Origin of the sequence: Streptomyces sp. NPDC059874 (assembly GCF_042731135.1) — a bacterium.
Lineage (GTDB): Bacteria > Actinomycetota > Actinomycetes > Streptomycetales > Streptomycetaceae > Streptomyces.
Window position 1 is genome coordinate 21349 of sequence record NZ_JBHWJY010000007.1, and the last position, 22505, is coordinate 43853.

At 71.1% G+C, this 22505-nt stretch carries 23 protein-coding genes; 14 read left to right on the top strand and 9 right to left on the bottom strand.

The features are described from left to right. Position 1: 1 nt before the first annotated feature. Genes ACFV9H_RS06195 through ACFV9H_RS06205 form a run of 3 tightly spaced genes read left to right on the top strand, consistent with a single transcriptional unit; the run spans position 2 to position 1865 of the window. Positions 2-700 carry an MFS transporter gene (locus ACFV9H_RS06195; protein ID WP_385394014.1) on the top strand — a complete coding sequence of 233 codons (699 nt, stop codon included), beginning with the start codon at positions 2-4 and terminating at the stop codon, positions 698-700. Continuing rightward, positions 676-1425: an MFS transporter gene (locus tag ACFV9H_RS06200; protein ID WP_385394017.1), complete on the top strand. Its 750-nt coding sequence runs from the start codon at positions 676-678 to the stop codon at positions 1423-1425. The genes ACFV9H_RS06195 and ACFV9H_RS06200 overlap by 25 nt, the downstream gene beginning before the upstream one ends. After that, on the top strand, positions 1422-1865 hold the full coding sequence (locus tag ACFV9H_RS06205; protein ID WP_385394019.1) for a MarR family winged helix-turn-helix transcriptional regulator: 444 nt from the start codon (positions 1422-1424) through the stop codon (positions 1863-1865). The genes ACFV9H_RS06200 and ACFV9H_RS06205 overlap by 4 nt, the downstream gene beginning before the upstream one ends. On the opposite strand, the gene ACFV9H_RS06210 is transcribed toward ACFV9H_RS06205, so the two are convergent. Further along, the gene (locus ACFV9H_RS06210) at positions 1823-4732 is read right to left on the bottom strand and encodes an FAD-binding and (Fe-S)-binding domain-containing protein (RefSeq protein ID WP_385394022.1); all 2910 of its coding nucleotides are present in this window, start codon (positions 4730-4732) and stop codon (positions 1823-1825) included. The two genes, ACFV9H_RS06205 and ACFV9H_RS06210, sit on opposite strands and share 43 nt — an antisense overlap. Positions 4733-4961: 229 nt before the next feature. Between ACFV9H_RS06210 and ACFV9H_RS06215 the strand changes: the two genes are divergently transcribed. Beyond that, on the top strand, positions 4962-5660 hold the full coding sequence (locus tag ACFV9H_RS06215) for a hypothetical protein (RefSeq protein WP_385394025.1): 699 nt from the start codon (positions 4962-4964) through the stop codon (positions 5658-5660). On the opposite strand, the gene ACFV9H_RS06220 is transcribed toward ACFV9H_RS06215, so the two are convergent. Beyond that, the gene (locus ACFV9H_RS06220; RefSeq protein WP_385394027.1) at positions 5650-5997 is read right to left on the bottom strand and encodes a DoxX family protein; all 348 of its coding nucleotides are present in this window, start codon (positions 5995-5997) and stop codon (positions 5650-5652) included. The two genes, ACFV9H_RS06215 and ACFV9H_RS06220, sit on opposite strands and share 11 nt — an antisense overlap. Positions 5998-6168: 171 nt before the next feature. On the opposite strand from ACFV9H_RS06220, the gene ACFV9H_RS06225 reads away from it, so the two are divergent. Together ACFV9H_RS06225 and ACFV9H_RS06230 are read left to right on the top strand one after the other, a co-directional pair. Next, positions 6169-7038 carry an NAD(P)H-binding protein gene (locus ACFV9H_RS06225; protein ID WP_385394030.1) on the top strand — a complete coding sequence of 290 codons (870 nt, stop codon included), beginning with the start codon at positions 6169-6171 and terminating at the stop codon, positions 7036-7038. An 80-nt stretch (positions 7039-7118) separates the two neighbouring features. Next, entirely contained in the window at positions 7119-7565 is a 447-nt protein-coding gene (locus tag ACFV9H_RS06230; RefSeq protein ID WP_385394033.1) for a molybdopterin-dependent oxidoreductase, read from the top strand. Between the two features lie 8 nt (positions 7566-7573). On the opposite strand, the gene ACFV9H_RS06235 is transcribed toward ACFV9H_RS06230, so the two are convergent. Continuing rightward, complete coding sequence (locus tag ACFV9H_RS06235) at positions 7574-7993, bottom strand: molybdopterin-binding protein (protein WP_385394036.1); 420 nt, start codon at positions 7991-7993, stop codon at positions 7574-7576. 160 nt (positions 7994-8153) lie between these two features. On the opposite strand from ACFV9H_RS06235, the gene ACFV9H_RS06240 reads away from it, so the two are divergent. Together ACFV9H_RS06240 and ACFV9H_RS06245 are read left to right on the top strand one after the other, a co-directional pair. After that, the gene (locus ACFV9H_RS06240) at positions 8154-8597 is read left to right on the top strand and encodes a hypothetical protein (protein ID WP_385394039.1); all 444 of its coding nucleotides are present in this window, start codon (positions 8154-8156) and stop codon (positions 8595-8597) included. A gap of 13 nt (positions 8598-8610) precedes the next feature. Further along, entirely contained in the window at positions 8611-9234 is a 624-nt protein-coding gene (locus ACFV9H_RS06245; RefSeq protein WP_385394041.1) for a DinB family protein, read from the top strand. A 45-nt stretch (positions 9235-9279) separates the two neighbouring features. On the opposite strand, the gene ACFV9H_RS06250 is transcribed toward ACFV9H_RS06245, so the two are convergent. The 3 genes from ACFV9H_RS06250 to ACFV9H_RS06260 form a co-directional block, all read right to left on the bottom strand. Next, positions 9280-12027, bottom strand: a complete 2748-nt coding sequence (locus ACFV9H_RS06250) for a PKD domain-containing protein (protein WP_385394044.1) — start codon at positions 12025-12027, stop codon at positions 9280-9282. Positions 12028-12351: 324 nt separating this feature from the next. Continuing rightward, a complete protein-coding gene (locus ACFV9H_RS06255) occupies positions 12352-12825 on the bottom strand; it encodes a carboxymuconolactone decarboxylase family protein (protein ID WP_385394046.1) in 474 nt (157 codons plus the stop codon). A 190-nt stretch (positions 12826-13015) separates the two neighbouring features. After that, on the bottom strand, positions 13016-14914 hold the full coding sequence (locus ACFV9H_RS06260; protein ID WP_385394048.1) for a zinc ribbon domain-containing protein: 1899 nt from the start codon (positions 14912-14914) through the stop codon (positions 13016-13018). Between the two features lie 453 nt (positions 14915-15367). Here ACFV9H_RS06260 and ACFV9H_RS06265 point away from each other — a divergent pair, with 453 nt between their 5' ends. Both ACFV9H_RS06265 and ACFV9H_RS06270 read left to right on the top strand, forming a co-directional pair. Continuing rightward, on the top strand, positions 15368-16171 hold the full coding sequence (locus ACFV9H_RS06265) for an inositol monophosphatase family protein (protein ID WP_385394050.1): 804 nt from the start codon (positions 15368-15370) through the stop codon (positions 16169-16171). Positions 16172-16266: 95 nt separating this feature from the next. Further along, positions 16267-16497 carry a hypothetical protein gene (locus ACFV9H_RS06270; protein ID WP_385394053.1) on the top strand — a complete coding sequence of 77 codons (231 nt, stop codon included), beginning with the start codon at positions 16267-16269 and terminating at the stop codon, positions 16495-16497. Positions 16498-16643: 146 nt separating this feature from the next. Here ACFV9H_RS06270 and ACFV9H_RS06275 read toward each other — a convergent pair whose 3' ends face one another. Continuing rightward, positions 16644-17444 carry a VOC family protein gene (locus tag ACFV9H_RS06275; RefSeq protein ID WP_385394056.1) on the bottom strand — a complete coding sequence of 267 codons (801 nt, stop codon included), beginning with the start codon at positions 17442-17444 and terminating at the stop codon, positions 16644-16646. Between the two features lie 154 nt (positions 17445-17598). Between ACFV9H_RS06275 and ACFV9H_RS06280 the strand changes: the two genes are divergently transcribed. After that, positions 17599-18195, top strand: coding sequence for an HhH-GPD-type base excision DNA repair protein (locus tag ACFV9H_RS06280; RefSeq protein WP_385394058.1), 597 nt, complete (start codon positions 17599-17601; stop codon positions 18193-18195). 86 nt (positions 18196-18281) lie between these two features. Then, a complete protein-coding gene (locus tag ACFV9H_RS06285; RefSeq protein ID WP_385394061.1) occupies positions 18282-18755 on the top strand; it encodes a cupin domain-containing protein in 474 nt (157 codons plus the stop codon). Here the strand turns inward: ACFV9H_RS06285 and opcA are convergent. Both opcA and ACFV9H_RS06295 read right to left on the bottom strand, forming a co-directional pair. Then, positions 18704-19636 carry a glucose-6-phosphate dehydrogenase assembly protein OpcA gene (gene opcA / locus ACFV9H_RS06290; protein ID WP_385394064.1) on the bottom strand — a complete coding sequence of 311 codons (933 nt, stop codon included), beginning with the start codon at positions 19634-19636 and terminating at the stop codon, positions 18704-18706. The genes ACFV9H_RS06285 and opcA overlap by 52 nt on opposite strands. A 78-nt stretch (positions 19637-19714) precedes the next feature. Then, on the bottom strand, positions 19715-21334 hold the full coding sequence (locus tag ACFV9H_RS06295; protein WP_385394066.1) for a helicase HerA-like domain-containing protein: 1620 nt from the start codon (positions 21332-21334) through the stop codon (positions 19715-19717). Positions 21335-21422: 88 nt separating this feature from the next. Here ACFV9H_RS06295 and ACFV9H_RS06300 point away from each other — a divergent pair, with 88 nt between their 5' ends. Further along, on the top strand, positions 21423-21719 hold the full coding sequence (locus ACFV9H_RS06300) for a type II toxin-antitoxin system VapB family antitoxin (protein ID WP_030010424.1): 297 nt from the start codon (positions 21423-21425) through the stop codon (positions 21717-21719). A 126-nt stretch (positions 21720-21845) separates the two neighbouring features. Next, complete coding sequence (locus ACFV9H_RS06305; RefSeq protein WP_385394069.1) at positions 21846-22502, top strand: LytR C-terminal domain-containing protein; 657 nt, start codon at positions 21846-21848, stop codon at positions 22500-22502. The last annotated feature ends 3 nt before the right edge of the window (positions 22503-22505 follow it).

Sequence of the window (22505 nt, forward strand, 5' to 3'; positions counted from 1 at the left end):
CATGTCCAGGGCCTCAGCCCCTGCCACCTCCACCGCGACCGCGACCGCCACGACCAACACGACCGACCGCCGCCGCCGCTGGGCCGTCCTCGCCGTCGTCCTCTTCGCCGCGGTCCTCGATCTCCTCGACGCGACGATCACCAACATCGCCGCCCCGACCATCGCCGCCGACCTGAACGGCGGCGAGGCCCTCGTCCAGTGGCTCGGCGCCGCCTACGCCCTGGCCATGGGCGTCCTGCTGGTGGTCGGCGGCCGGCTCGGCGACAAATACGGACGCCGCCGACTCTTCCTGACCGGCCTCACCGGTTTCACCCTCGCCTCCGTCGCCTGCGGCCTGGCCACCGGCCCCGCCTCCCTCATCTGCTTCCGGCTCCTCCAAGGGGCCTTCGGCGCCCTGGTGATCCCGCAGGGCTTCGGCATCCTCGGCGCCGTCTTCCCCCGCGAGGAGATCGGCAAGGCCTTCGGGGTATTCGCCCCCTGCCTCGGCCTGTCGGCCATCAGCGGCCCGGTCCTCGCCGGGTTCCTGGTCGACAACTTCGGCTGGCGCTCGATGTTCCTGATCAACATCGCGCTCGGCGGCCTCGCGATCGTCCTCGCCCTGCGCCTGCTGCCCGCGACACCGGCGACCGCACGGTCACCGTCGACGGCCCCGGCTCCGCGCTGCTCGCCGCGACGATGCTCGGACTGGTCCACGGGCTGATCGACGGCTCCGCCCACGGCTGGACGGCGCTCCCCCTCCTCTGCCTCGCCGCCGGAGCCGCGTTCTTCGCCCTGTTCTGCCTGCGCCAGCGCAGCGCCGCCGCCCCGCTCGTCGAACCGTCGCTGCTGCGCAGCCGTGCCTTCACCTCCGGCCTGCTCCTCGGCCTCGTCTTCTACGCGGCGGTCGCGGGGCTGCTCTTCGTCCTGTCCCTCTTCCTCCAGGACGGGCTGCGCCGCACCCCGACCGGGGCCTCCCTCGCCCTCGCCCCGATCGCCGCCGGCATCATCGTCGCCTCGATCGCCGCGCACCGCTTCAAGGAACGTCTCGGCCGCACCCTCGTCCTCGTCGGCCTGCTGCTCACCCTGGCCGGCGCCCTCGCGCTGATCGCGCTGATCCACGCCGGCACCCCGACCGCGTGGACGCTCGCCCTCCCGGTCCTCGTCACCGGCCTCGGCCTCGGCACCTGCTTCGGCACCGTCTACGAGGTCACCCTCGGCGGCATCGACCCGAAGGAGTCGGGCAGCGCGAGCGGTTCGCTGTCCGCCGTCACCCAACTCGCCAACAGCATCGGCGCCGCCGCCATCACCACGGTGTACTTCCACACCTCCGGCGGCAGCGGTTCCGCGGCCGTCCACAGCCTGGCCGTCGTGGCCGCGGCCCTGCTCGTCTGCTGCACCCTCGTCCGCCTGCTGCCCGCCGACTCCCTGAACAGGAGCAACCCGTGAAGCCCATCGGTTACTGGCTCAACCGCACCGACAAGGCCCTCACCGACCACATGAACTCGATGCTGGCCGAGTTCGGCCTCACCCGGCTCGCCTGGCAGGTCCTCAACGTCGTCGAGGACGACCCGGGGGTCACCGACCGCGCGGTGCTGGACCACCTCGCCGCCAACGCCGACGCCGACGCCCTGACCGCCGCCATCGAGGCGGTCGTGGCCGACGGCTGGGCGGCCCGCCCCGAGCCGGGCCGGCTCACCCTCACCGACGACGGCCACGCCCGCCTCGCGGAGGTCGGCGAACGGGTCGACGCCTTCCGTGCCCTGTCGACGGCCGGGATCCCCGACGAGGACTACCGCACCGCCGTCACCGTCCTGGAGCGGATGACCCGCAACCTGGAGACCGGTCAGACCGCTTCGGACCCCGGCAGCGCGTCGGCGATCAGCTGAGCGAGATGCGTGCCGCCGCGGCCCGTTCCCTGCCGGATCTGGGTCCGGCAACTGAACCCGTCGGCGAGAACCCGGGTTTCGACCGAGGCCGCGCGCACGGCGGGCAGCAGCACCTCTTCGCCGGCCGCCACGGACACCTCGTAATGCGCCCGCTCGAAGCCGAAGTTGCCCGCCAGTCCGCAACATCCGGACTTCAGCACCGTGTTGTCGATCCCCATCCGCGCCAGCAGCTCCGCGTCGGCCCCGAATCCGGAGCTCGCGTGCTGGTGGCAGTGGGTCTGGCTGATCGACGTCCCCCCGATCCGCGGCGGCCGCCAGTCGGCCGCCCGGCCGCCGAGGAGCTCCGCGAGGGTGACCGTGGCCGCGGCCACCGCCCTCACCTCCGCGTCCCCGCCGAGGAGTTCGGGCAGGTCCGTGCGGAGCGCCGCCGTGCAGCTGGGCTCCAGTCCGACGACGGGCACCCCCGCCCGGACCGCCGGTGCCAGCGCCGCGACGCCGCGCCGGGCGACGCGTCGGGCGGTGCCGAGCTGCCCGGTGGTGATCCAGGTCAGCCCGCAGCACTGCGTGCCGTCCGGGACCCGCACCGCGAATCCGGCGGCCTCCAGGACGGCCACCCCGGCCTTGAGCACCTCGGGCGTGAAGTGGTTGTTGAACGAGTCCACCCACAGCATCACCGGCCCGCGGTGCCCATCGCCCCCGGGCTCCCGCTCCCGGAACCACGCGAGGAAGGTCTGCTCCGCGAACCGCGGCAGCTCCCGCTGCTCCGCGATCCCGCCGACCCGTTTGACCAGCGGCGCCAGCCGCGAGGAGGTCACCGCGTTGACCACCCCCCGAAGGCGCAGCCGGGCCGTCCACCGCGACAGCGCCGGCAGCCAACCCATCGTGTAGTGGGAGACGGGCCGCAGCCTCCCCTTGTAGTGGTGGTGCAGGAACTCCGACTTGTACGTGGCCACGTCCACCCCCACCGGGCAGTCCACGCTGCACCCCTTGCACGACAGGCACAGGTCGAGGACGTCCCGGACCTCCTTCGAGCGCCACCCGTCGGCGATCACCTCGCCCTGCGTCATCTCGTACAGCAGCCGCGCCCGCCCCCGGGTGGAGTCCTTCTCGTCCCGCGTGACCCGGTAGCTGGGACACATGACCGCCCCGCCGGGCTCGGCGTCGCGGCACTTGCCCACGCCCACGCAGCGGCGGGTGGCCTTGGCGAAGTCGCCGCCGTCCGCGGCGTAGGCGAAGACCGTCGACAGCGGCAGCTCCTTGCGCAGCGGGCTCACCCGCAGGTTCCCGTCGACGGGCACCGGCCGCACGATGATCCCCGGGTTCAGCCCGTTGTCCGGGTCCCACGCGTCCTTGTACGCGGCGAACAGGGCCATCACCTCGGGCCCGTACATGAGCGGCAGCAGCTCGGAGCGGGCCCGCCCGTCACCGTGCTCGCCCGACAGGGAGCCGCCGTGCTCGGCGACCAGCCGGGCCGCGTCGGTCGTGAAGGCCCGGAAGACCGCGGTGCCCTCGGCCGTCGCGAAGTCGAAGTCGATCCGTACGTGCAGGCAGCCCTCCCCGAAGTGCCCGTACAGGGCCCCCGTCAGCCCGTGCCGCTCCATCAGCGGCCCCAGCTCGCGCAGGTACGAACCCAGGCGCGCGGGCGGGACCGCCGAGTCCTCCCATCCCGGCCAGGCCTCCGACCCGTCGGGCCGCCGGGTCGCCAGCCCCGCCCCGTCCTCCCGGATCCGCCACAGCCGGCGGGCCCGCCCCGGGTCGCCGACGACCTGGCTGCCCGTGAACCCCGCCGCCCCGGCCGCGGCCCCGGCCAGCGCCCGGGCCCGCTCGGGCAGACCCTCGGGGTCGCCACCGAGCTCGGCGAAGAGCCAGGCCCGCCCGGCGGGCAGGCTGTCGACGGCTTCCCGCGTCTCGGGCCGGGTGATCACGTCGGTCAGCGCCTGGTCGAGCCCCTCCAGCGCCAGCGGCCGGTGCTCCAGCAGCGGCACCACCGCGTCGGCGGCGGCGTACGCGTCCTCGAAGCCGAGGACGACCAGGGCCCGTGCGGGCGGCGGGGTGACCAGGCGGACGGTCGCCGAGAGCACCACGGCCAGGGTGCCCTCGCTGCCGACGAAGGCCTTCGCGAGGTCGAAGCGGTGCTCGGGCAGCAGGTGCTCCAGCCCGTAGCCCGACACCTGCCGCGGGAAACGCCCCAGTTCGGTGCGGAGCGTCTCCAGGTTGGCCCGCGCGAGCCGGTGCAGCGCCCCGATCAGCCGGCCGCGGTCGTCGTCCGCGAGGACGGCCGCCTCGACCTCCTCCGGGGTCATCGCGCCGAGGCGGACGACGGTGCCCCGGTAGGTGACCACTTCGAGCTCGACCACGTTGTCGGCGGTACGGCCCCACGCGAGGGAATGCGTACCGCACGCGTTGTTGCCGATCATCCCGCCGAGCGTGCAGCGGCTGTGCGTGGACGGGTCCGCGCCGAAGAGCAGGCCGTGCCCGGCGGCGGCCCGCTGGAGGTCGTCGAGGACGATGCCCGGCTCCACGGTGGCGGTCCGCGCGGCCGGGTCCAGCGCGACCAGCCGGTTGAAGTGGCGGGAGAAGTCGAGCACCACCCCGGCGCCGACCGCCTGCCCCGACGTGCTGGTGCCCGCGCCGCGCGCGGTGATCGGCACCTTCAGCCGACGGCACACGGCGATGGCGTTGAGGACGTGCCGCCGCTCGCGCGGGAAGACCACGCACAGCGGGACCTGCCGGTAATTGGACGCGTCGGCCGAGTACTGGGCCCGGCGGCCCGCGTCCCCGGCGACCTCCCCGCAGTCCCCTTCGGCCAGGGCCCGGGTCACGGCTGCCGCGTCATGGCCCGCGGGGGCCTGGAACCTCGTCGTCACGGTGCTCTTCGCTCCTGTGCGCGCTGTCGATCGGGGGGTGCGCCCCCATGGTCGCCAATCCCGTCCCCCGACATGCGCCCCACCTCCACCGCGCCAGGCGTGTCTTGGCACGGCGGTGATCGCCGGCGGGCCACTCGTCCGGGTGATCACGCTCCGCCGGTCTCGATCCACGCTGCGACATGTCGCTATAAAAGGGCCCGTCACGTTGATCAACTGATGGGCACTCACCATGCTGAAGGCCGCTCTGCAGGTCCTCGCCGCCGCCTCGCTCGCCTCCGCCGCCGCCATCGCCCCCGCCTCGGCCGCGTCCGCGCGGCCGGCGCCCGCCCCCGACACCGGCCCCTGCGGCCCCGTCGCCGAGTTCGACGCGTGGGACTGGTTCAGCACCACCACCAACCCGTTCATCGCCTACGCCGTCGAGGCCGCCGCGAAGTCCGAGAACTGGCACTGGCGCGCGGACGACAACACCCTGTGGCGCGGCGACACCCGGGAGAACGTCGAGGAGCTCTTCCAGACCGGATTCACGCCGCGCGGCGACCAGTTGACCCCGCTCGCCGAGTACATCGTCAAGGGCGGCGGCCAGACCAGCGCGCACCTCAGCACCAGCTGCGAGAAGTGGGTGGCCGAGAAGTTCGCCACCTACGGCAGCGCCAAGACGGGCTGGGTCTACGAGATCGAGGCCCCGGGCGGCATCGACGTGAACTCCACCGCCTGGGCCAACCACTACGAGTCGCCGTACCTGTGGAACAAGGAGATCGACTTCCCCGGCGGGGTCGAGGGCCGCTTCATCAAGCAGGCCTGCAAGATCCACCTGATCGGCACCGACCCGGTCACCAAGGTCAACACGTACGAAAACCTCGGCTGCAAGGACAACCGAGGTTTCGCACCCTTCCGCGACGAGGACGAACCGGCGGCGCTCAGCCGCTGAACCCGAGCGCCAGGGCGACGACCGCGGGGGCCGCGTACACGATCGGGAAGACGGCGTGCGCGTACGCCTTCGCCCGGAAGGTCGTGATCACGGCCCCCGCGAAGTAGAGGGCGATCCCGATGGCCGCGGCGACGCCGATGACCGGCACGAACAGCCCGACCACGAGGCCCACCGCCCCGGCCGCCTTGGCGACCCCCAGCCAGGTCCACCACGCGCGCGGGACCCCGTACTCGGCCAGCGGCCCGACGACGAACTCGGCCTTGGCGAACACCGAGTAGGCCGAGAAACCGACCATCAGCGCGCCGACCAGAGCGAAAACAACGGCGGTGGTGGACATCTGAGCTCCCCTGGAGACGGGCGCCGGCGCGATGCTCGCTCCGGTCAGGTTTCCCGCCTGCTTCACTCCTCTGACCCGCCGCACGACGCGTGTGTGACAGGCCGCCGAAATTTCTTTTCGGGACCTCGAACGCGGCCGGGATCCGACCTACATCCCGCCTACGGTCCGCGTATGACGATTCTGGTGACGGGTGCGACGGGAACGCTGGGGCGCCACGTGGTCGACCGACTCCTGCGGGACGGCCGGCAGGTCCGCGCACTGACCCGTACCCCGGCCGCGGCGGCCGCGATGCCCGCCGGTGTCGAGCCGGCCGTCGGGGACCTGACCGAGCCGCGGACCCTGGCGGCGGCCCTGGCCGGCGTCCACGCCGTGCACCTGATCGGTGCGACCGGGCAGGACCACGCCCCGCTGCGGACCGGGCCGGAGATCACCGCCATGGCCGAGGCGGCGGGGGTACGTCGGATCACGGTCCTCGCGGAAGGCGACGAAGGCTCCGATGACGGCCTGGGCCGAGCGGTCCGCGACAGCGCCCTGGAATGGACCTTCATCTGGCCGATCGACTACATGGCCAACACCCTCGGTTGGGCCGACGCCATCCGTGCCACGGCCGAGGTCCGCGAGCCGTACGCGAGCCGTCGGACGGCTTCGACCGACGAGCGCGACGTCGCCGACGTCATCGCGACCGTACTGACCAGGGGCGGCCATGCCGGCCGGCGCCACGTCGTCACGGGCCCGGAGGCGCTCACCCCGGCGGACAAGGTCGCGGCCATCGCGCGGGCCACCGGCCGGGACCTCCGCTTCACCGCGCTGACCGACGATCAGGCGCGCAGCCAGTGGCGGGCCGACGGTTGGCCGGAGGAGGGCATCGCCTTCATGTTGGACATGTGGGCGACGGTCCCCGCCACGGTGGCCGAGGTGACCCCGACCGTCGAGCGCGTCCTCGGCCGCCCGCCGCGCACCTTCGCCCAGTGGGCCGCCGCGCACGCCGACCTCTTCTTCACCGACTCACAACAGAAGATGCCAGGCGAGAACACACAATAGAACGCGATCTGCAACCCATACCATTGCACAAACCTTGCAGATGAGGTTCTGATCCAACCCGTTCCGGGCATGACGGACCCATGGCCAAACTGATCCTGCACGGAGACCTGGACCACCCGGCGACCCTCGGCGTCGCGGACCTGCACGCATGGGAGCAGCACCGCTCGGCGGTCACGTTCGACTGCGCGACGAACGGGCCGCAACACCACGTGTTCGAGGGCGCGTTGCTCCGCGACGTGATCCTGGACGCGGGCCCGGCGTTCGACGTCGGGAGACGCAAGGACCGCAGCCGCTTCATGCTCGCCATCAGCGGCGGCGACGGCCACCACACCGTCCTGTCCTGGGCGGAACTCGACGGCGACTTCGCGGGCAACCCGGTCCTGCTGGCCACCCGACTCGACGGGGCGGACCTCGACGAGTCGGGCTCCCAACTGGTGGTCCCCACGGACCGCTGCGGGGCGCGGTACGTCAGCGCGGTCACCCACGTGTGGTTCGGCGCCCTGTCCCCGCCGAGCCTGGGCTCGTAGGGGCGGACTCAGGCAGTGGCGAGCGAGATCTCGGTCGACTTGATCAGCGCGACCACGGAGGACCCGGCGGCCAGGCCGAGCGCCTCGACGGCGTCGGCGGTGATCGCGGCGGTCAGCCCGCCACCGTTCACGTCGACCTTGACGGAGGCCATCGCGGGGCCGACGGCCACGTCGGCGACGGTGCCGGCGATCTGGTTGCGAATGGAGATGCCGTCCACCGGCCCGGTGGCCAGGGCGACCTCGGTGGCCTTGACGAGCGCCTTGACGGCGACCCCCTCGGCCAGGCCCAGGTCCTTGACGGCGTCGGCGGTGATGGCGGCGGTGATGTCCTGGCCGCCATCCAGCCGGACCTTGACCGTCGCCATGGCCTCACCTGCGGTGACGGCGGTGACGGTGCCGGCGATCTGGTTGCGGATGCTCAGGCTCATGAGAAGTTCGACCTCTTACCTATCGGCTTCGTGCGGGACCGGTGGGAACCGCACGTGATGGACCGTAATGACCCCCGAGTTGACTTGCGTTCAACCCGTCGCATCCGCCAACAGGAACCACCCGCTCGGCTGGTAACCGCCGTTTATTAACCTCGCAGGCATGAAACGGGCTTGGGTACTGGTCGCAGCGCTGGCATTGCCGCTGGCTTGGCTGTCCTGGAAGGCCGTCACCGATCTGGGGAACAGCGCCGACCCCCTCTCGACCCGGAAGCCCGCCTCCTGCACGGAGGCCATGCGCTACGCGGACCAGAGCGGGCTGCCGCCCGGCGCGCGTGACGCGACGTGCGAGGTCATGACCTGGCTGGACACGAGCTACGACGTCGAATTCCGCATCGCCCGCCCCGACCTCGACGCCTGGCTGGCCACCGCCTACCCCGGCACCACCCTCGGGTCGGACTTCTGCCACCCCGACACCGTCGACGCCTGCGCCCACATCGAGTTGGAGCCGTCGGCGGCCGGCGGCGCGGAGGCGATCGACATCGACGTGCGGTACGAGGAGGACGGGAACACCGCCCTGGTGAACTTTCGACCTTTCGACGTATGACAGGAGCCTTCCCGTGATCCCACCCCGCCTTGCCCCCCTGCTGGCACAGTTCGACTTCGCCCACCGGCGCCTCGCCGACCGTATGACCGGACCCGTCATGGACAGCGGCGACGGCTCGGACACCGAGGTCGGCCCCATGACGGACGAGGAGTACTTCTGGGAGCCGGTCGCCGACTGCTGGTCCGTACGACGGCGCGCGGACGGCCCCGGCCCCCGGGCCACCCTCCTCGCCGGCGCGGGCGACTGGGGGCGCGACGCGGCGACGTACCCGCACCCCTGGCCGCCGCCGTTCACCACCATCGCGTGGCGCCTGAGCCACCTCACCGAGATGATGACCCTGCGCGCCAACCACACGGCCGGCACGCGCACCCGAACCCGGAACGACTACCGGGTCGAGGGCGACGTCGCGGGCGCGGTAACCGGCTTCGACACCGCCGCGAAGGCCTGGCGCGAGGCGCTGCTGAGCGTCGACGAGGCCGCGCTGGACACCGTCGGGTACTGCACGTACCCGCACGGCAGCGACGCGGAGGAGCCCTTCATCGACATCGCCTGGTGGGTCAACCAGGAACTGCTGCACCACGGTTCGGAGATCGCCCTCCTGCGCGACCTGCACCGCTCCGGCGCGGGACGGCACTGAGCCCCGGCCTCCGCGCGTGTGCGGAGGCCGGGGCTCGGACGGACATCAGCCCTGGGTGAAGTAACCGAGCAGGTCGGTGATCACGTGGTTGGGGCCGTTCACGCTGTTGAAGATGCTGAGCTTGCCCTGCCCGACCGGAGTCATGACGTGGTTGGGCACGTTCAGCCCCGGGTGGGTGTTGAGGCTGGACGCCCACGGGCGCTCGCCCCCGTACCCGTAGACGGTGAGGAAACCGGGGCTGGTGCTCTCGGTCGCCGTCACGTTCAGCACGGCGCCCACCGCGCCCGCCGGCACCCCGGCCACGGTCGACGTCGCACCGGGCGCGAGCTTGACCGTGTTCCGCGTGTCGGCGAGGCGCTTCGGGACGACCGGCGTGAAGAGGGCCTTGCCCTCCTTGCCGTAGAAGCCCACGGCATCCACCACCAGGTCCGTGGAACCCCAGTGGTTGTACAGGGTGATCGTGCCGTTCGGGCCGACCGGGACGATGACCTGGTTGGCCTTGTTCTTGCCGGGCTCGGGGTTCAGGTTCGAGGCCAGGGGCCGCTTCGCCGGGTCCGGGTAGGCGACGACGTAGGTGTCGGACGTCGTCCCGGTGCTGGTCAGGTTCAGCGCGACGGCGCTCGCGTCGGCCGGGATCCCGGCCACCCCCGCGACCTTGACCGTACGGGTCTGCCCGCCGCCGAGGGCACCGCCGGCCTCACGGGTGTCGGCGAGCCGGCTCGGGTTGATCGGGCTGAACTTCTGCCCGACGTTGGGCTGGTAGTAGCCGACGAAGTCGACGATGAGCGAAGCCTGGCCGGCGTTCAGTTGGGCGTTGACCCTGCCGTCGGGGCCTACGGGGACGGTGATCGTGTTGGACGAGGTGCCGCCCGCACGGATGTTGAGGTTCGAGGTGGCCGGTCGCGGCTGCCCGGAGGGCCAGACGTTGAGGTAGGCGTCCTGAGTGGCGTCGGTGACGGTCACGTTGAGGACGACCGAGGCCATACCGCCCGAGAGTTCGTGACCCCGAATGCGGGTGCCGACCGGCAGGTCCACGGACCGGGCGTAGTTGCCCTGGACAGGGGTGTTGTTGGTGCGGGTGTCCAGCAGGCGGAAGGGCTCACTGGCGATGTATCCGGACGGCGCGTAGTCCACGCGCACGGTTCGGGTGGCCGTGGACGTCGCTCCCTTCACGTCCTTGAGGGTGAGGGTCACCTTGTACTCGCCGGGCAGGCTGTAGACGTGGGCGAAGTAGCCCATGCCACCCTCGTGCGACGCGGACTTGCCGTCACCGAAGTCCACGGCCGAGCTCGCCAGGGGCCACGGCGCCGCAGTACTTGCGGCGTCGATGTCCACGGTCAGCGGAGAGGGGCCTCCTATGGGGCTCGTGGAGGTCGGCAGCGCCAGCGTGGCGGTGAAGCTCGCCGTCAGCGGACCGGGTGCGGTGACCTTGGTCGACCGGCTGTCGGAGACCGTCTCCCCGATCCCGTTGACCGCCGTCACCGTGACCGCGCAGTCGCACGGCGCGCTGTAGACGTGCTCGGCGGTGAGCGCCTTGGTGACGACCGGGGCCGTCCCGTCGCCGAAGTCGAACCGGTAGGTGAGCGCGGCCGGCCAGAGGTCGTCCGGAGTCGCCTTCGCCTTCACCGGCGTACCGACCGGCGCCCAGGCCTGGTCGAGATCCAGCCGGACGGACTTCAGCACATCCTGGGTTTCCCAGGCACCTCGGTCGACGTAACCGCCGTCCTTGCCGGTGTTGGGAACCCGCGGGTCATCTGCGGTCGGCTTGCCGCGCTTGTCGGTGGGCAACACTCCGGGCGCCGTCGGGTCGCCGGAGTCGATGGTCGGGGAACCGTCCTTCGGTCCGACGTCATCGAACGCGGCCAGGATGTCGTGTGCGCCCTGGCCCGTGGCGGCCTTGAATGCCGCCGGCGTCTGGTAATCGGCGCCGGCCCACGAGTACAGCGTCAGCTCGGTCTCGGGGCCGGTGATCAGGTTGTAGTCGGCGCGGGTGCCCTCCGTCGCGCTCGCCGACACCGCGATTCCCTGGCGGGGTGCGGCCGGCTCGCAGCGGTTGTTGGGCCAGGTGGAGAGCACATTGTTGAACAGTGCGGAGCCGGACGAGCCACCGCTGACCGAGATGGCCGCCGCACAGCTGCTGGTGAAGGTGTTGTTGGTAATGACGGTGCCAGGGGCGTCCAGCACCTTGGAGGCCGACCCGGATCCGTTGTTGATCTCATTCCGGCTCAGCACGGTGCCTTGGGCACCGCCCTCGATCCGGGCACCGATCAAGCCGCTCCGGGTGACTCGCACGTTCGCGCTTCCGTCACCGACCACGAGGCCGTCGAAGCCGGGATTCGAGGCGTGGATCCGATCCAGTTCGACACCGTTCGAGCGGTTGACCTTGATGCCGCCGTGGCTCTGCAGCCCGCGGACCACCACGTGGGAGGCTCCGCTGATGGTCAGGCCCTTGCCGCGCCCCAGGTACGCCGCGGAGGAGAAGTCCTCCGTGTCGGCAGTGAGGGTGATCGGCTTGCCCGGCTCCCCGGAGCGGTCGATGGTGACGTTCTCGTCATACGTCGCCCATGTCTTGATCCGCACGGTCTGGCCGGGTTTGACGACCTTCGCCGCCGCCGAGATCGTGCAGAACGGCACCGCAGGTGAACCGGATCCGCCGTCGGAGCAGTTGGAATCTTCGGCGTTGTTCACGTAGAGGTTGGCCGGGGTCTCGGCGGCGGCCGCGGCACCGGCCGGCACACCGAGAAGGGCGACGAGACCTGCGGTCAGCAGGACCGTCGCGCGTGTGGGACGCACCAGAAGGGTTTCCTTCACGAAGAGGCGGAGTGGAGTCCCACGAGGTGCGGCGCCGCACGACTGGTAAACGTCTTGTTCCCCCAGCGACAGTCGGGCGCACGCGAAACCCGCAGAAACGTTCACTCATCATCCACCGCCCCCGTACACCGGGTCAACGGACGGGGAGATTCACAGTCGTGCATTCGCCGGCGATTTCGAGCACGCCGACACAGATCGGACATTCGACATTCTCGAAAAAGGAGCGCAATTCCCGGGAACCCATCGAGACGGTCGCCGGGGCCCGCGAAATGGGGCCCCGGCATACGGGAACGGAAGGCGGCCCGGTCAGCCGAACTGGCCCGGCTGGTACTCGCCGGCCGGCATCTGGAGCATGACGTTCAGCCGGTTGAAGGTGTTCATGAGGGCTATCAGGGTCATCAGCGCGACCAGCTGATCCTCGTCGAAGTGCTTGGCGGCATTCGCCCACACCTCGTCCGGGACACCTCCGGCGCCGTCCGCGATGCGGGTGCCCTGCTCCGCCAGCTCCAGCGCGGCCCGCTCGGCCTCGGTGAACACCGTGGCCTCGCGCCATGCCGCGACCATGTGGAGGCGTACGGAGGTCTCACCGCGGGCGATCGCGTCCTTGCTGTGCATGTCCACACAGAATCCACAGCCGTTGACCTGGCTCACGCGCAGCGCCACCAGTTCCTGCGTCGCGATCGGAAGCGGCGACTCCTTGATGTCCTTGCCCGCCGCGGCGAAGTGCTTCATCAGCTTGCCCGCGGTCTCGTTACCGAAGACGTTCAGTCGGGGTCCCATGGTCTTCTCCTCTGCCGTTGATCGGTGGCTACAACATCCAAGACACCGCAGCTTCCCAGGATGTGACAGGACGGAATGTGATGGCAGCCACCGGATCGCGGTTCGTCACGTTGCGGCGATCCACGATCTTTCTTTTTGCTCCGCAGTACGGATGAGAAAGAACCCAGCCCTACCCCTCCAGCGTCTCTGATCAACTTAGTGATCCCATGTCAGACACAGGCCCTGGCAGGGGAGCTTCCCATCGTGGAGGGGTGGCGTGGGCGTGGCGGTGGAATCCCGCGCCCAGTGCTGCTCCTCGTGGCCGGTGTCGGCCGCTGCTGGGTGTGCTGATCGCCGTCACGTCCTGGTGCCGGTGGGCTGCGCGGGGCAGCCGTCTCCGGTCCGTGTGAGCGTGTCCCTCCGGACGCTGTCCCGCCAGTCCTTGCGGACTGGTGGGGGAGGGTGCCCTACGTCGCCTGGGCGCGGGGCGTGCTGTCTGTCGCCGTGTCGAGCCGGTCTTGGACCGATCCGTCTGGCTGGTCTTCGGCGGAATCGGTGTGATTACCGCGCCTGCTTCAAGGGTGTCGACGATCGTGCGGATGGTCATGACTCCGCTGGTGCGGTCGCACCCCGTTTTGCCCTGGTGGGTCAGGCCGCGTGCTGCGATGCGCTGCCAGGCACCCTGGTCACGGTCTCCCTGCCAGGAGCAGTTCGGGCAGATGGCCCATTTCCAGCCGGGGACAGTGGGCCGGTCGGGGGCTTTGCGGTGCCGTAGCGGTGTGAGGCAGCGGGGGCAATGCTTGGAGGTGTTGCGCGCCGGGACGGTGACCACGGCGATACCCGTCTCTGCGGCCAGATGCCGCATTCGGTCGACGATCCGCCCACGTACCTGCTGGGAGAGTCGCGTGTTCATGGTGCGGCCCATGCCGCATGCTTCCATCGAACGGAGGTCCTCGACGTAGATGACGCTCGCCCCGGCCTCGATGGCTTGATCCACTGCCCACCTGGCGGCGGCCCACGCCAAAGCATCATTCAGATTCGACCGGCGCGCGGACACGTACGCGCATTCGTCACTCAGCACGGCGAGCTTGCCGGCCAGCGCGTGCTGCTCGTCACCACCGACAAGCAGTTGGTAGTGGTGGGCCTTGGCATGCAGGTGCTCGCCCTGGCGGCGCAGCCGGTGCTGCTTGGCGAGGACTCCGGCCGTCCGGAACATGGCCCCGGCCCCGAGGGTGCTGATCCGCCCGTCGTCGTGCAGCCGGGCCGCACCCGCGCTGAGCAGGGTGTTCAGCCCCCAGTCCACACCCAAAGCGACCGTGTGCCCGGTGCGGGCAGTCTTCGGCCCTGTGTGGGTGTAGGCGAGCTCGGCACGGACGCGGCCTTGGTGCGTGCGGAGGGTGGGCAGGTGCAGCACGGCGCCTGCGGGGATGGTGGGCGGGAGATTGATGGGGCAGGACACCCACGTCCAGTCCCGGTAGGACCGCGGGTCGGACCGGGTGGGGAGCTGCAAGCGCAAGAGCGCACGGCCCGGCTCATCAGTCCGTTCGATGGTGGCCTGCTGCGCGTCGCAGGCCGACAGCAGCAGCATCCGCGCTACCGTCGGCGCGCTCTCCAACTCGAACACACCGACGGGCATCCGGTCGTGCTTCTTGATGAACGCGGCGATCTGGCGGGTACGGGAGTTGACGACGCTGGACGGCAGATGCTGCCCGCTCGGCACCGCCGCCCGAACTGCGTCCCACTCCAGGCCCGTACGTCTGGCCGGCTCGGCCGGCAAGGCTGCGAGTACTCCGACGGTCACGTCATGACGCCACTTCGCCGACCGCAGCAAACGCCCGGCCTGCTCCTGCGCCATGCGGACGATCCGGTCATTGATGCGAACACCCTCCGGCGGCGCAACACTCCAGCCCAGACGGCGCAGCGCCATCCACGCGTTCGACGGCAGCTTCCGCCTGGTCGCGTCCTCCCCGGATGCCAGCCTTTCCACATCGGCGGCGTTCCAGTGCGCGGTCAGCAAGTCGGCAGCCATGGCAGACGCCAAGTCGGCTGCCCAGCCGACTCGCTCCGCCAGCAGGGAGACAGTGAGCAATTCACCGGTCTTCTCATCCACGCCCGTCCGAAGCAGGCCACGGGCGCAAGCGGTTCGTGTGGTCTGCCCCTCAGTGAGGAGCAGCTTCCGACTCAAGACTCGCCCTCCCTGTCGCCGGTGCTGTCATCCGATCAACGACACCCTGCCTGAAAGGTCACTCATTCGATCCACGAACCCATGCCCGGCACCCACGCTGGACGATTCACGACCGCTTCTGCTCCCGCCGACACCGCCCCCGCAATCCGGCCGGGCTGATCGCCCACCGCCTCGCCGTCCAACTCCCGCCGGCGCTCGGGCCGGCCTACCGCGGGCAGGCCCACGTGCCGCCGGACCCGTTCCAGACCTGCGACACGTGCGACCGCGCCTTCCGCAGCCCGACCCGGGGCAGATGCGGGAACTGCGGGGACCACGGGGAGGACGATCGCGCCGATGCCGCTTGACCCCGCGACGTCGCCCGTCGAAGTAGGGTGCGGCGTGATCAACTCATATGCGGATCTTGACGATGCCGGGGTCGCGATAGCGGCGGCCCGGGCCGGAGCGGACGTCGTGCGCGGCATGTACGGCGAGCGGCTCGACCGTATCGAGAAGGGCGCCGGGGACTTCGCCACCGCCGCCGACGTCGAGGCCGAGAAGGCGATCCTCGGCGTCATCCGGGCCGCGCGCCCCGATGACGCGGTGCTCGGCGAGGAGGGCGGGCAGCAGGGCGCCGCCGAGGCTGCGCGGCAGTGGTTGGTGGATCCCCTGTGCGGCACGCTGAACTACGCCGTCGGCAACATGCTGGTGGCCGTCAACGTGGCGCTGCGCGACGGGGCGGCGGCCGTGGCCGACCCGTTCAGCGGCGAGGTCTTCTTCACCGACGGCGAGAGCACCTGGGTACGGCACGAGGGGGCCGCCGATGCGCGGACGGCGCCCACCTCCGCCACGCGGCTGGTGGACGTCAACCTGGATCCGCCGTTCCCCGGCGCCCCCGGTTTCCGGGCCGTCGACCTGCTGGCCCACCCCGTGTTCGTCGAGCGCTTCCGGCCGCGCGTCGTGTCCACGACGCTGGCGTTGGCGTGGGTCGCCGCAGGCAAGCGGGCCGCGTACGTCACCGACGGCGGCGACCTCTCCGGGAGCGTGCACTTCGCCGCGGGCATCGCGCTGTGCCGGGCCGCCGGCTGCGTGGTCACCGGGATCGACGGCGTGCCCGTCGGGGAGGCCGGGCCAGCCGGCCGCGGACTCGTCGCGGCCGCCGACGCCGAGACCCACGAGCTGCTGATGTCGATGGTCCGCGGCTGAAGCTTCGTTTCTGCGGTGAAACGGCTCCTGCATACGGGTGAAGACGGGCTCAGAAACCTGTTCGGCGCAGCCCCCCGGCCGATATTCCTCCACCCGTGATCAAGAACATCGCCGCCGCCGCGGCACTCGCCTTCAGCTCCGCCCTCATCACCTGCGCCCCCGCGCAGGCCGCAGCTCCGCAGAGCAGCTCCTATCCGCTGCCCCCGTACGGGTACGTCCTGCTCGCCCCGTCCCCGTTCTGGCCGGCTCCGCTGCTGGTCCATCCCGCGCACCCTGCGGCCTGGTTCGCCTACGGGCCGGCCGTCGCGCGCCCCGTCGACCGCTGACGCAGGCCCCCCACACCCCCGTGCCCCTGGCGTGTATCACCGGCAGGGGCACGGGCACTCGTCTGCACGGGCACTCGTCTGCACGGGCACTTGTCCGCACGGGCACTTGTCCGCACGGGCACTCGTCCGTGCGGGCACCTTGGCGGTCAGTCGAACTTCGGCATCTCACCGACCGTCGTCGCCGTGTCGATCACCGCGAAGGCCGCCCCCTGCGGGTCACCCACGGCCGCGAACCGCCCGAAGGGGCTGTCCATCGGGCCGAAGTGCAGCTTCCCGCCGAGCGCCTGGACCTTCGCGACCGCGTCGTCGCAGTTCGGGACGGAGAAGTAGATCTGGATGTAGGACGGGATCTCCGGCGGGAACTCGTCGCCCATCGGCATCCGGCCCAGTACCGGGTTCTCGGGGCCGCCGACGCTGAAGACCTTGTAGTCCATGCCCTCGTCGCCCGGTTCCATCTGCTGGGAGCCGTACGGGAAGACCTTCGGCAGGAACGCGTCCGACTTGGCCGCGTCCCGGGTGAAGACCTCCGCCCAGGCGTACGAGCCGTTCTCGCCCTGCTTCTCGAAGCCCTTGTGGTCACCCGGCTGCCAGACCCCGAAGACCGCCCCGCTCGGCTCCTTCGCGATCAGCATGGTGCCGAACGTGCCGACCTGCATCGGGCCCATCAGCACCTCGCCGCCGGCCGACGTGACCTTCTGGGCGGTGGCCGCCGCGTCGGGCGAGGCGAAGTACAGACACCACTGCGAGGGCGCTTCGACCCCCGGCATCGGCGGGACGACGGCGGCGACGGCCTTGCCGTCGGAGTAGGCCTGCGTGTAATTGCCGTACTCGCTGCTGGCCTCGCCGAAGGTCCAGCCCAGTACATCGCCGTAGAAGGACTTGGCGCCCTCCACATCGGCGAACATCGCGTCCACCCAGCACGGTGCGCCTTCGGTGAACTCAACCATGATCGATCGACTCCTTGGCTCTACGACTGCACGACTGCACGACTGTTCTGTTGCTCTGTTCTGTTGCTCTGCGACTGGTTCGACTGCACGAACCACGCTAGGCGCGAGGTCTGACAACCGCGCGGGAAGCGCCTCCGCGCGGGACCCTGGAGCCATGGACAACCACATCACCATCCGGCTCGCCCAGCAGCCGGAGGCCGACGCGCTGCTCGGCCGGAGCCCGCTCGCCGCGCTCGTCGGGATGCTGCTGGACCAGCAGGTGCCGATGGAGTGGGCGTTCTCGGGGCCCTGGACGATCGCCCAGCGGCTCGGCGCCGACGATCTGGACGCGCACGCGATCGCCGCGTACGACCCCGAGGCGTTCGCCGCGCTGCTCTCCGAGAAGCCGGCCGTGCACCGCTACCCGGGGTCGATGGCGAAGCGCATCCAGCAGCTGTGCGCGTACCTGGTCGAGCACTACGAGGGGGACGCGGCGGCCGTCTGGGCCGACGCGGGGACGGGCGTGGAGCTGCTGAAGCGGCTCAAGGCGCTGCCGGGTTTCGGGGAGCAGAAGGCGCAGATCTTCCTCGCCCTGCTCGGCAAGCGGCTGGGGGTGCGGCCGAAGGGCTGGCGGGAGGCCGCGGGCGGGTACGGGCAGGCGAACGTCTACCGCTCGGCGGCGGACATCACCGGCCCGGAGTCGCTCGCCAAGGTGCGGGCGCACAAGCAGGAGATGAAGGCCGCGGCCAAGGCCGCCAAGGCCTCCCCCTAAGGTCCGGGGGCCCGGCGAATTGACCGGTCTGACACGCCCTCGATTGACCCCTGATATCGGTCTATCCCGGCCGTAGATTGGGGGACATGACAGAGATCCCGACCCGCGCCGCCACCGCCGAAGCCGTCCAGGACGCCCCCGGCAGCCTCATCACGCTGCTCACGGACACCGCCGAGCTCACCTGCAACACCGCCACCTTCGACGAGGGCGCCGCCGGGGCCCCTGTGCACTTCCACACCAAGGCCACCGAGTTCTTCCACGTCACCGCGGGCCGGCTCGACCTGCTCGTCGGCGATGAGGTCCACACCCTCGCCGCCGGCGACTTCATCGCGGTCCCGCCGGGCGTCAAGCACGCCTTCGCCCCCGCCCCCGGCCACACGGCGAGCGTCTTCGTCGGCTTCACCCCCGGCATGGGCCGCTTCGACTACTACCGGCTCCTCGGCCGGGTCCACGCGGGCGAGGCCACCGTCCAGGACATCAAGGACAGCTCGTCGACCTACGACAACCACTACGCGGAGAGCGCCGCCTGGAGCGGCCGCCGCCGCAGCGCGGAGCCGTAGACCACGTCGGCGTCGAGGCGGCGCAGCTCCTCCGAGATGAGCTCGGCGTTGCTGCGGATCTTCAGGGCCACCTTGCGGTCGACGCTCCCCGGCAGGACCAGGGTGGCCAGCGCGCCCGCGGGGCGGTCCACCCGGATCTCGCCGCCCGTGGTCCGCAGGCTGACCCGGGTGATCACCGGGCCGGGGCTCTCCACCCGGTCCACCGGGACCCCGAGCCGGTCCTCCAGCCAGCGCGCCAGCAGCTCGGCGCTCACGTTGTCGGCCTCGCTCTCCACCGTCGCGCCCGTCACCGGCAGCGGCTTCTGGTCGAGGGCGGCGGCCAGCAGCGCCCGCCACTGGGTCAGTCGGGTCCAGGCCAGGTCGGTGTCGCCGGGGTGGTAGCCGGCGGCCCGCTCGTCGAGCACGGCCACCGGGTCCGTGGCGGCCGCCGCGTCGGTGATCCGGCGCTGCGCGAGCGCGCCCAGCGGGTCCGCGGCCAGGTCGGCGGGGGCGTCGGCCGGCCACCACGCCACCACGGGCGCGTCCGGCACGAGCAGCGGCAGCACGACCGAAGCGGTGTGCTCGGTGAGCGCGCCGAGCAGGCGCAGCAGCACGATCTCCCCGGTCCCGGCGTCGGTGCCGACGCGCAGCTCGGCGTCCATCCTGGTCGCCCGGAGCGTGAGCGGGCCGCGCGAGACCCGCTTGATCACCGCGATGATTCGGCACGGGTGCTCCCGGGAGGCCTCCGAGGCCGCGCGCACGGCGTCGTACGCGTTCTCCTCGTCGGTGACGACCACGAGGGTCAGCACCAACCCCATGGTGGGGCTGCCTATGGCCCGGCGGGCTTCGAGCAGGGCCCGGTTGACCTTGCTGGAGGTGGTGTCGATCAGTTCGGTCCGCATACGACGAGTCTGTCAGCGCGGACCGGGGGAGCGGCAATCGGTTCGCTCGACTCCGCCTCGAAGATGTCACTCCGACGGTCACCGCCGCCGGCGGGCCGTCCCGAAGATCGAGCGGGAGATCTCCCGGCCGAGTTGGGTCCCGATCGACCGGGCCAGCGAGCGGAACAGCCCGCTGCCCACCACCTGTTCGGCCAGCGAGGGGTCCGGCTTCGGGGCGCTGCGCGCGGCCCGCGCCGCCTCCTTCTCGGCGTCCTTGGCCTGCTTCTCCGCCGCGGCGGCCGCCGCGGCCGCCTCCGCTTCCGCCTCGGCGGCGGCCTGCTCGGCGCTGATCTTCTCGTACGCCGACTCGCGGTCGACCGGCTCCGCGTAGCGCGAGTACAGCAGTGAGGACTTCACGGCCTGCTCCAGCGCGCCTGCTTCGATCGGCCCCATCAGCGACTGCGGGGCGCGCAGCCGGGTCGCGGCGACCGGGGTGGGGGCGCCCTTCTCGCTGAGCACGGTGATGACGGCCTCGCCGGTGCCCAGCCCGGTGAGCAGCTCCTCCAGGTCGTACTGGGAGTGGGGGAAGGTCTTCACGGTCGCCTTCAGCGCCTTCGCGTCGTCGGGGGTGAAGGCGCGCAGCGCGTGCTGCACCCGGTTGCCGAGCTGGGCGAGCACGTCGGCCGGTACGTCCTTGGGGGTCTGGGTCACGAAGAAGACGCCGACGCCCTTGGAGCGGATGAGGCGGACCGTCTGGGTGATGGATTCGAGGAAGGCCTTGGAGGCACCGTTGAAGAGCAGGTGGGCCTCGTCGAGGAAGAAGACGAGCTTGGGCTTCTCCAGGTCGCCGACCTCCGGCAGGTCGTTGTAGAGGTCGGCGAGCAGCCACATCAGGAAGGTGGAGAAGAGCTGCGGCTTGTCCTGGACGGCCGCAAGCTCCAGTACGGAGACCGTTCCGCGCCCGTCGGCGGCCGTGCGGAGGAATTCGCCGGTGTCGAACTCGGGCTCGCCGAAGAACTCCGACGCGCCCTGCTGCTCGAAGGCCGTCAATGCCCGCAGGATCACTCCGGCGGTCACGGTGGACAGTCCGCCGATGCCCTTGAGTTCGGCTTTTCCCTTGTCGGAGACGAGGAAGGCGACGACCGCGCGCAGGTCCTTGAGGTCGATCAGCTCCAGGCCCTTGGCGTCGGCGTAGTGGAAGATCAGGCCGAGCGACTGCTCCTGCGTCTGGTTGAGCTGGAGCACCTTCGACATCAGGACCGGGCCGAAGCTGGTGACGGTGGAGCGGATCGGGATTCCGGGGCCGATGCCGCCGAGCGAGTAGAACTCGCTCGGGTATCCGGTGGGCTCCCACCGCTGGGCCACGTCCCGGGCCCGTTCCGCGACCTTCTCGCCCGGCGTGCCCGGCGCGGAGATCCCCGAAACGTCTCCCTTGATGTCCGCGAGGAAGACGGGGACACCGGCCGCCGACAGCTGTTCGGCGATCAGCTGGAGCGTCTTGGTCTTGCCGGTGCCGGTGGCGCCCGCGACGAGGCCGTGCCGGCCCAGCATCGACAGGGGGATGCGGACCTGCCGTTCGGGCAGGCAGGCGCCGTCCCAGAGGAGTGCCCCCAGGTCGAGCGCGGGGCCCCAGAAGGCGTACCCGGCGGCGATCTCTGCGGCCGGGCCCGCCTGCTCGGCCCGGTCCGTCGAGACGGCGGCGTCGGTGCTCTCGCTCATGCATCACTCCAGAAATAGGCCTGTTTGCCACTTTTGCACCAACGCAGCGAGGCTGCGCCCGCAGGCACCGGCCCGGTAGGCTTTCCGTGTGATCTTCAAGCGCATCGGAAGCGGACGGCCGTACCCCGACCACGGCAGGGAAACCACCCGGCAGTGGGCGGACGTCGCGCCGCGCCCGGTCCGGCTCGACCAGCTGGTGACGACCAAGGGCCAGCTGGACCTGGAAACCCTGCTCGCCGAGGACTCCACCTTCTACGGCGACCTCTTCGCCCACGTCGTGAAGTGGCGGGGCGACCTCTACCTGGAGGACGGACTGCACCGCGCCGTGCGCGCGGCCCTCCAGCAGCGCCAGGTACTGCACGCGCGCGTCCTCGAAATGGACTGACGCCGGTCCTGAAACGGATCGGCGCCGCCTGACACGCTTCGGGCGGATTGCGCCTTTCGGGTCTCGATTGACCTATCAGCAGATCATTTAGTGGGCATCGCCCCCGGGCGGCACTACGCTGCGCCCATGAGCATGCTCACTCCCCCCGGCATGGGCGGAAAGTACCGCGTCACGGGAGCCGCTTACCCTCGCATGAGCCGTAAGCGGAGCCCTCGTCGGATCGTCCTCGCCGTGCTCGGCTCGGTCCTCGCGCTCGCCCTGCTCGGCTACGGGGCCCTGCAGCTCATCGACGTGTTCCAGGGCGACGGCCCCAAACGGAATACGGCTGCGGGCGCCAAGGACTGTCCGACGAAGGGCGCCGACGCCGCGGCCAAGGGCGCCCCCGCCGCCGCCTCCCCGAGCCCCGCGGTCGTCCTCCCGCTGCCGGGCGACATCACCGTCAACGTCTACAACGCGACCCCGCGGGCCGGCCTCGCCAAGGCCGTCGGCGACGAACTGCAAAAACGCGGCTTCGTCATCGGCAAGGTCGGCAACGCCCCGGCGGACTTCGACAAGAAGGTGCCCGGCACCGGGATACTGCTGAGCTCCCCGGCCACCGACAAGGCCGCCGTCTCCGTACTCGGCACCCAGCTCGCCGGCACCACCCAGCAGACCGACGCCCGCGAGACCGCGGACATCGACCTGATCCTGGGCGACGCCTTCAAGGAGCTGAACACGAAGGAGGACGCGGACAAGGCGCTGGCCCTGCTGGCCAACCCCGCGCCCGCGCCCGCCAAGTGCTGAACT

Excerpts from the sequence above, each read along its gene's own strand:
- ACFV9H_RS06220 (WP_385394027.1), bottom strand. The coding sequence starts at position 5,997 with ATGTCCACCACCGCCGTTGTTTTCGCTCTGGTCGGCGCGCTGATGGTC.
- ACFV9H_RS06225 (WP_385394030.1), top strand. The coding sequence starts at position 6,169 with ATGACGATTCTGGTGACGGGTGCGACGGGAACGCTGGGGCGCCACGTG.
- opcA (WP_385394064.1), bottom strand. The coding sequence starts at position 19,636 with ATGCGGACCGAACTGATCGACACCACCTCCAGCAAGGTCAACCGGGCC.
- ACFV9H_RS06285 (WP_385394061.1), top strand. The coding sequence starts at position 18,282 with ATGACAGAGATCCCGACCCGCGCCGCCACCGCCGAAGCCGTCCAGGAC.
- ACFV9H_RS06235 (WP_385394036.1), bottom strand. The coding sequence starts at position 7,993 with ATGAGCCTGAGCATCCGCAACCAGATCGCCGGCACCGTCACCGCCGTC.
- ACFV9H_RS06275 (WP_385394056.1), bottom strand. The coding sequence starts at position 17,444 with ATGGTTGAGTTCACCGAAGGCGCACCGTGCTGGGTGGACGCGATGTTC.
- ACFV9H_RS06295 (WP_385394066.1), bottom strand. The coding sequence starts at position 21,334 with ATGAGCGAGAGCACCGACGCCGCCGTCTCGACGGACCGGGCCGAGCAG.
- ACFV9H_RS06200 (WP_385394017.1), top strand. The coding sequence starts at position 676 with ATGCTCGGACTGGTCCACGGGCTGATCGACGGCTCCGCCCACGGCTGG.
- ACFV9H_RS06215 (WP_385394025.1), top strand. The coding sequence starts at position 4,962 with ATGCTGAAGGCCGCTCTGCAGGTCCTCGCCGCCGCCTCGCTCGCCTCC.
- ACFV9H_RS06240 (WP_385394039.1), top strand. The coding sequence starts at position 8,154 with ATGAAACGGGCTTGGGTACTGGTCGCAGCGCTGGCATTGCCGCTGGCT.
- ACFV9H_RS06195 (WP_385394014.1), top strand. The coding sequence starts at position 2 with ATGTCCAGGGCCTCAGCCCCTGCCACCTCCACCGCGACCGCGACCGCC.
- ACFV9H_RS06280 (WP_385394058.1), top strand. The coding sequence starts at position 17,599 with ATGGACAACCACATCACCATCCGGCTCGCCCAGCAGCCGGAGGCCGAC.
- ACFV9H_RS06255 (WP_385394046.1), bottom strand. The coding sequence starts at position 12,825 with ATGGGACCCCGACTGAACGTCTTCGGTAACGAGACCGCGGGCAAGCTG.
- ACFV9H_RS06230 (WP_385394033.1), top strand. The coding sequence starts at position 7,119 with ATGGCCAAACTGATCCTGCACGGAGACCTGGACCACCCGGCGACCCTC.
- ACFV9H_RS06305 (WP_385394069.1), top strand. The coding sequence starts at position 21,846 with ATGAGCATGCTCACTCCCCCCGGCATGGGCGGAAAGTACCGCGTCACG.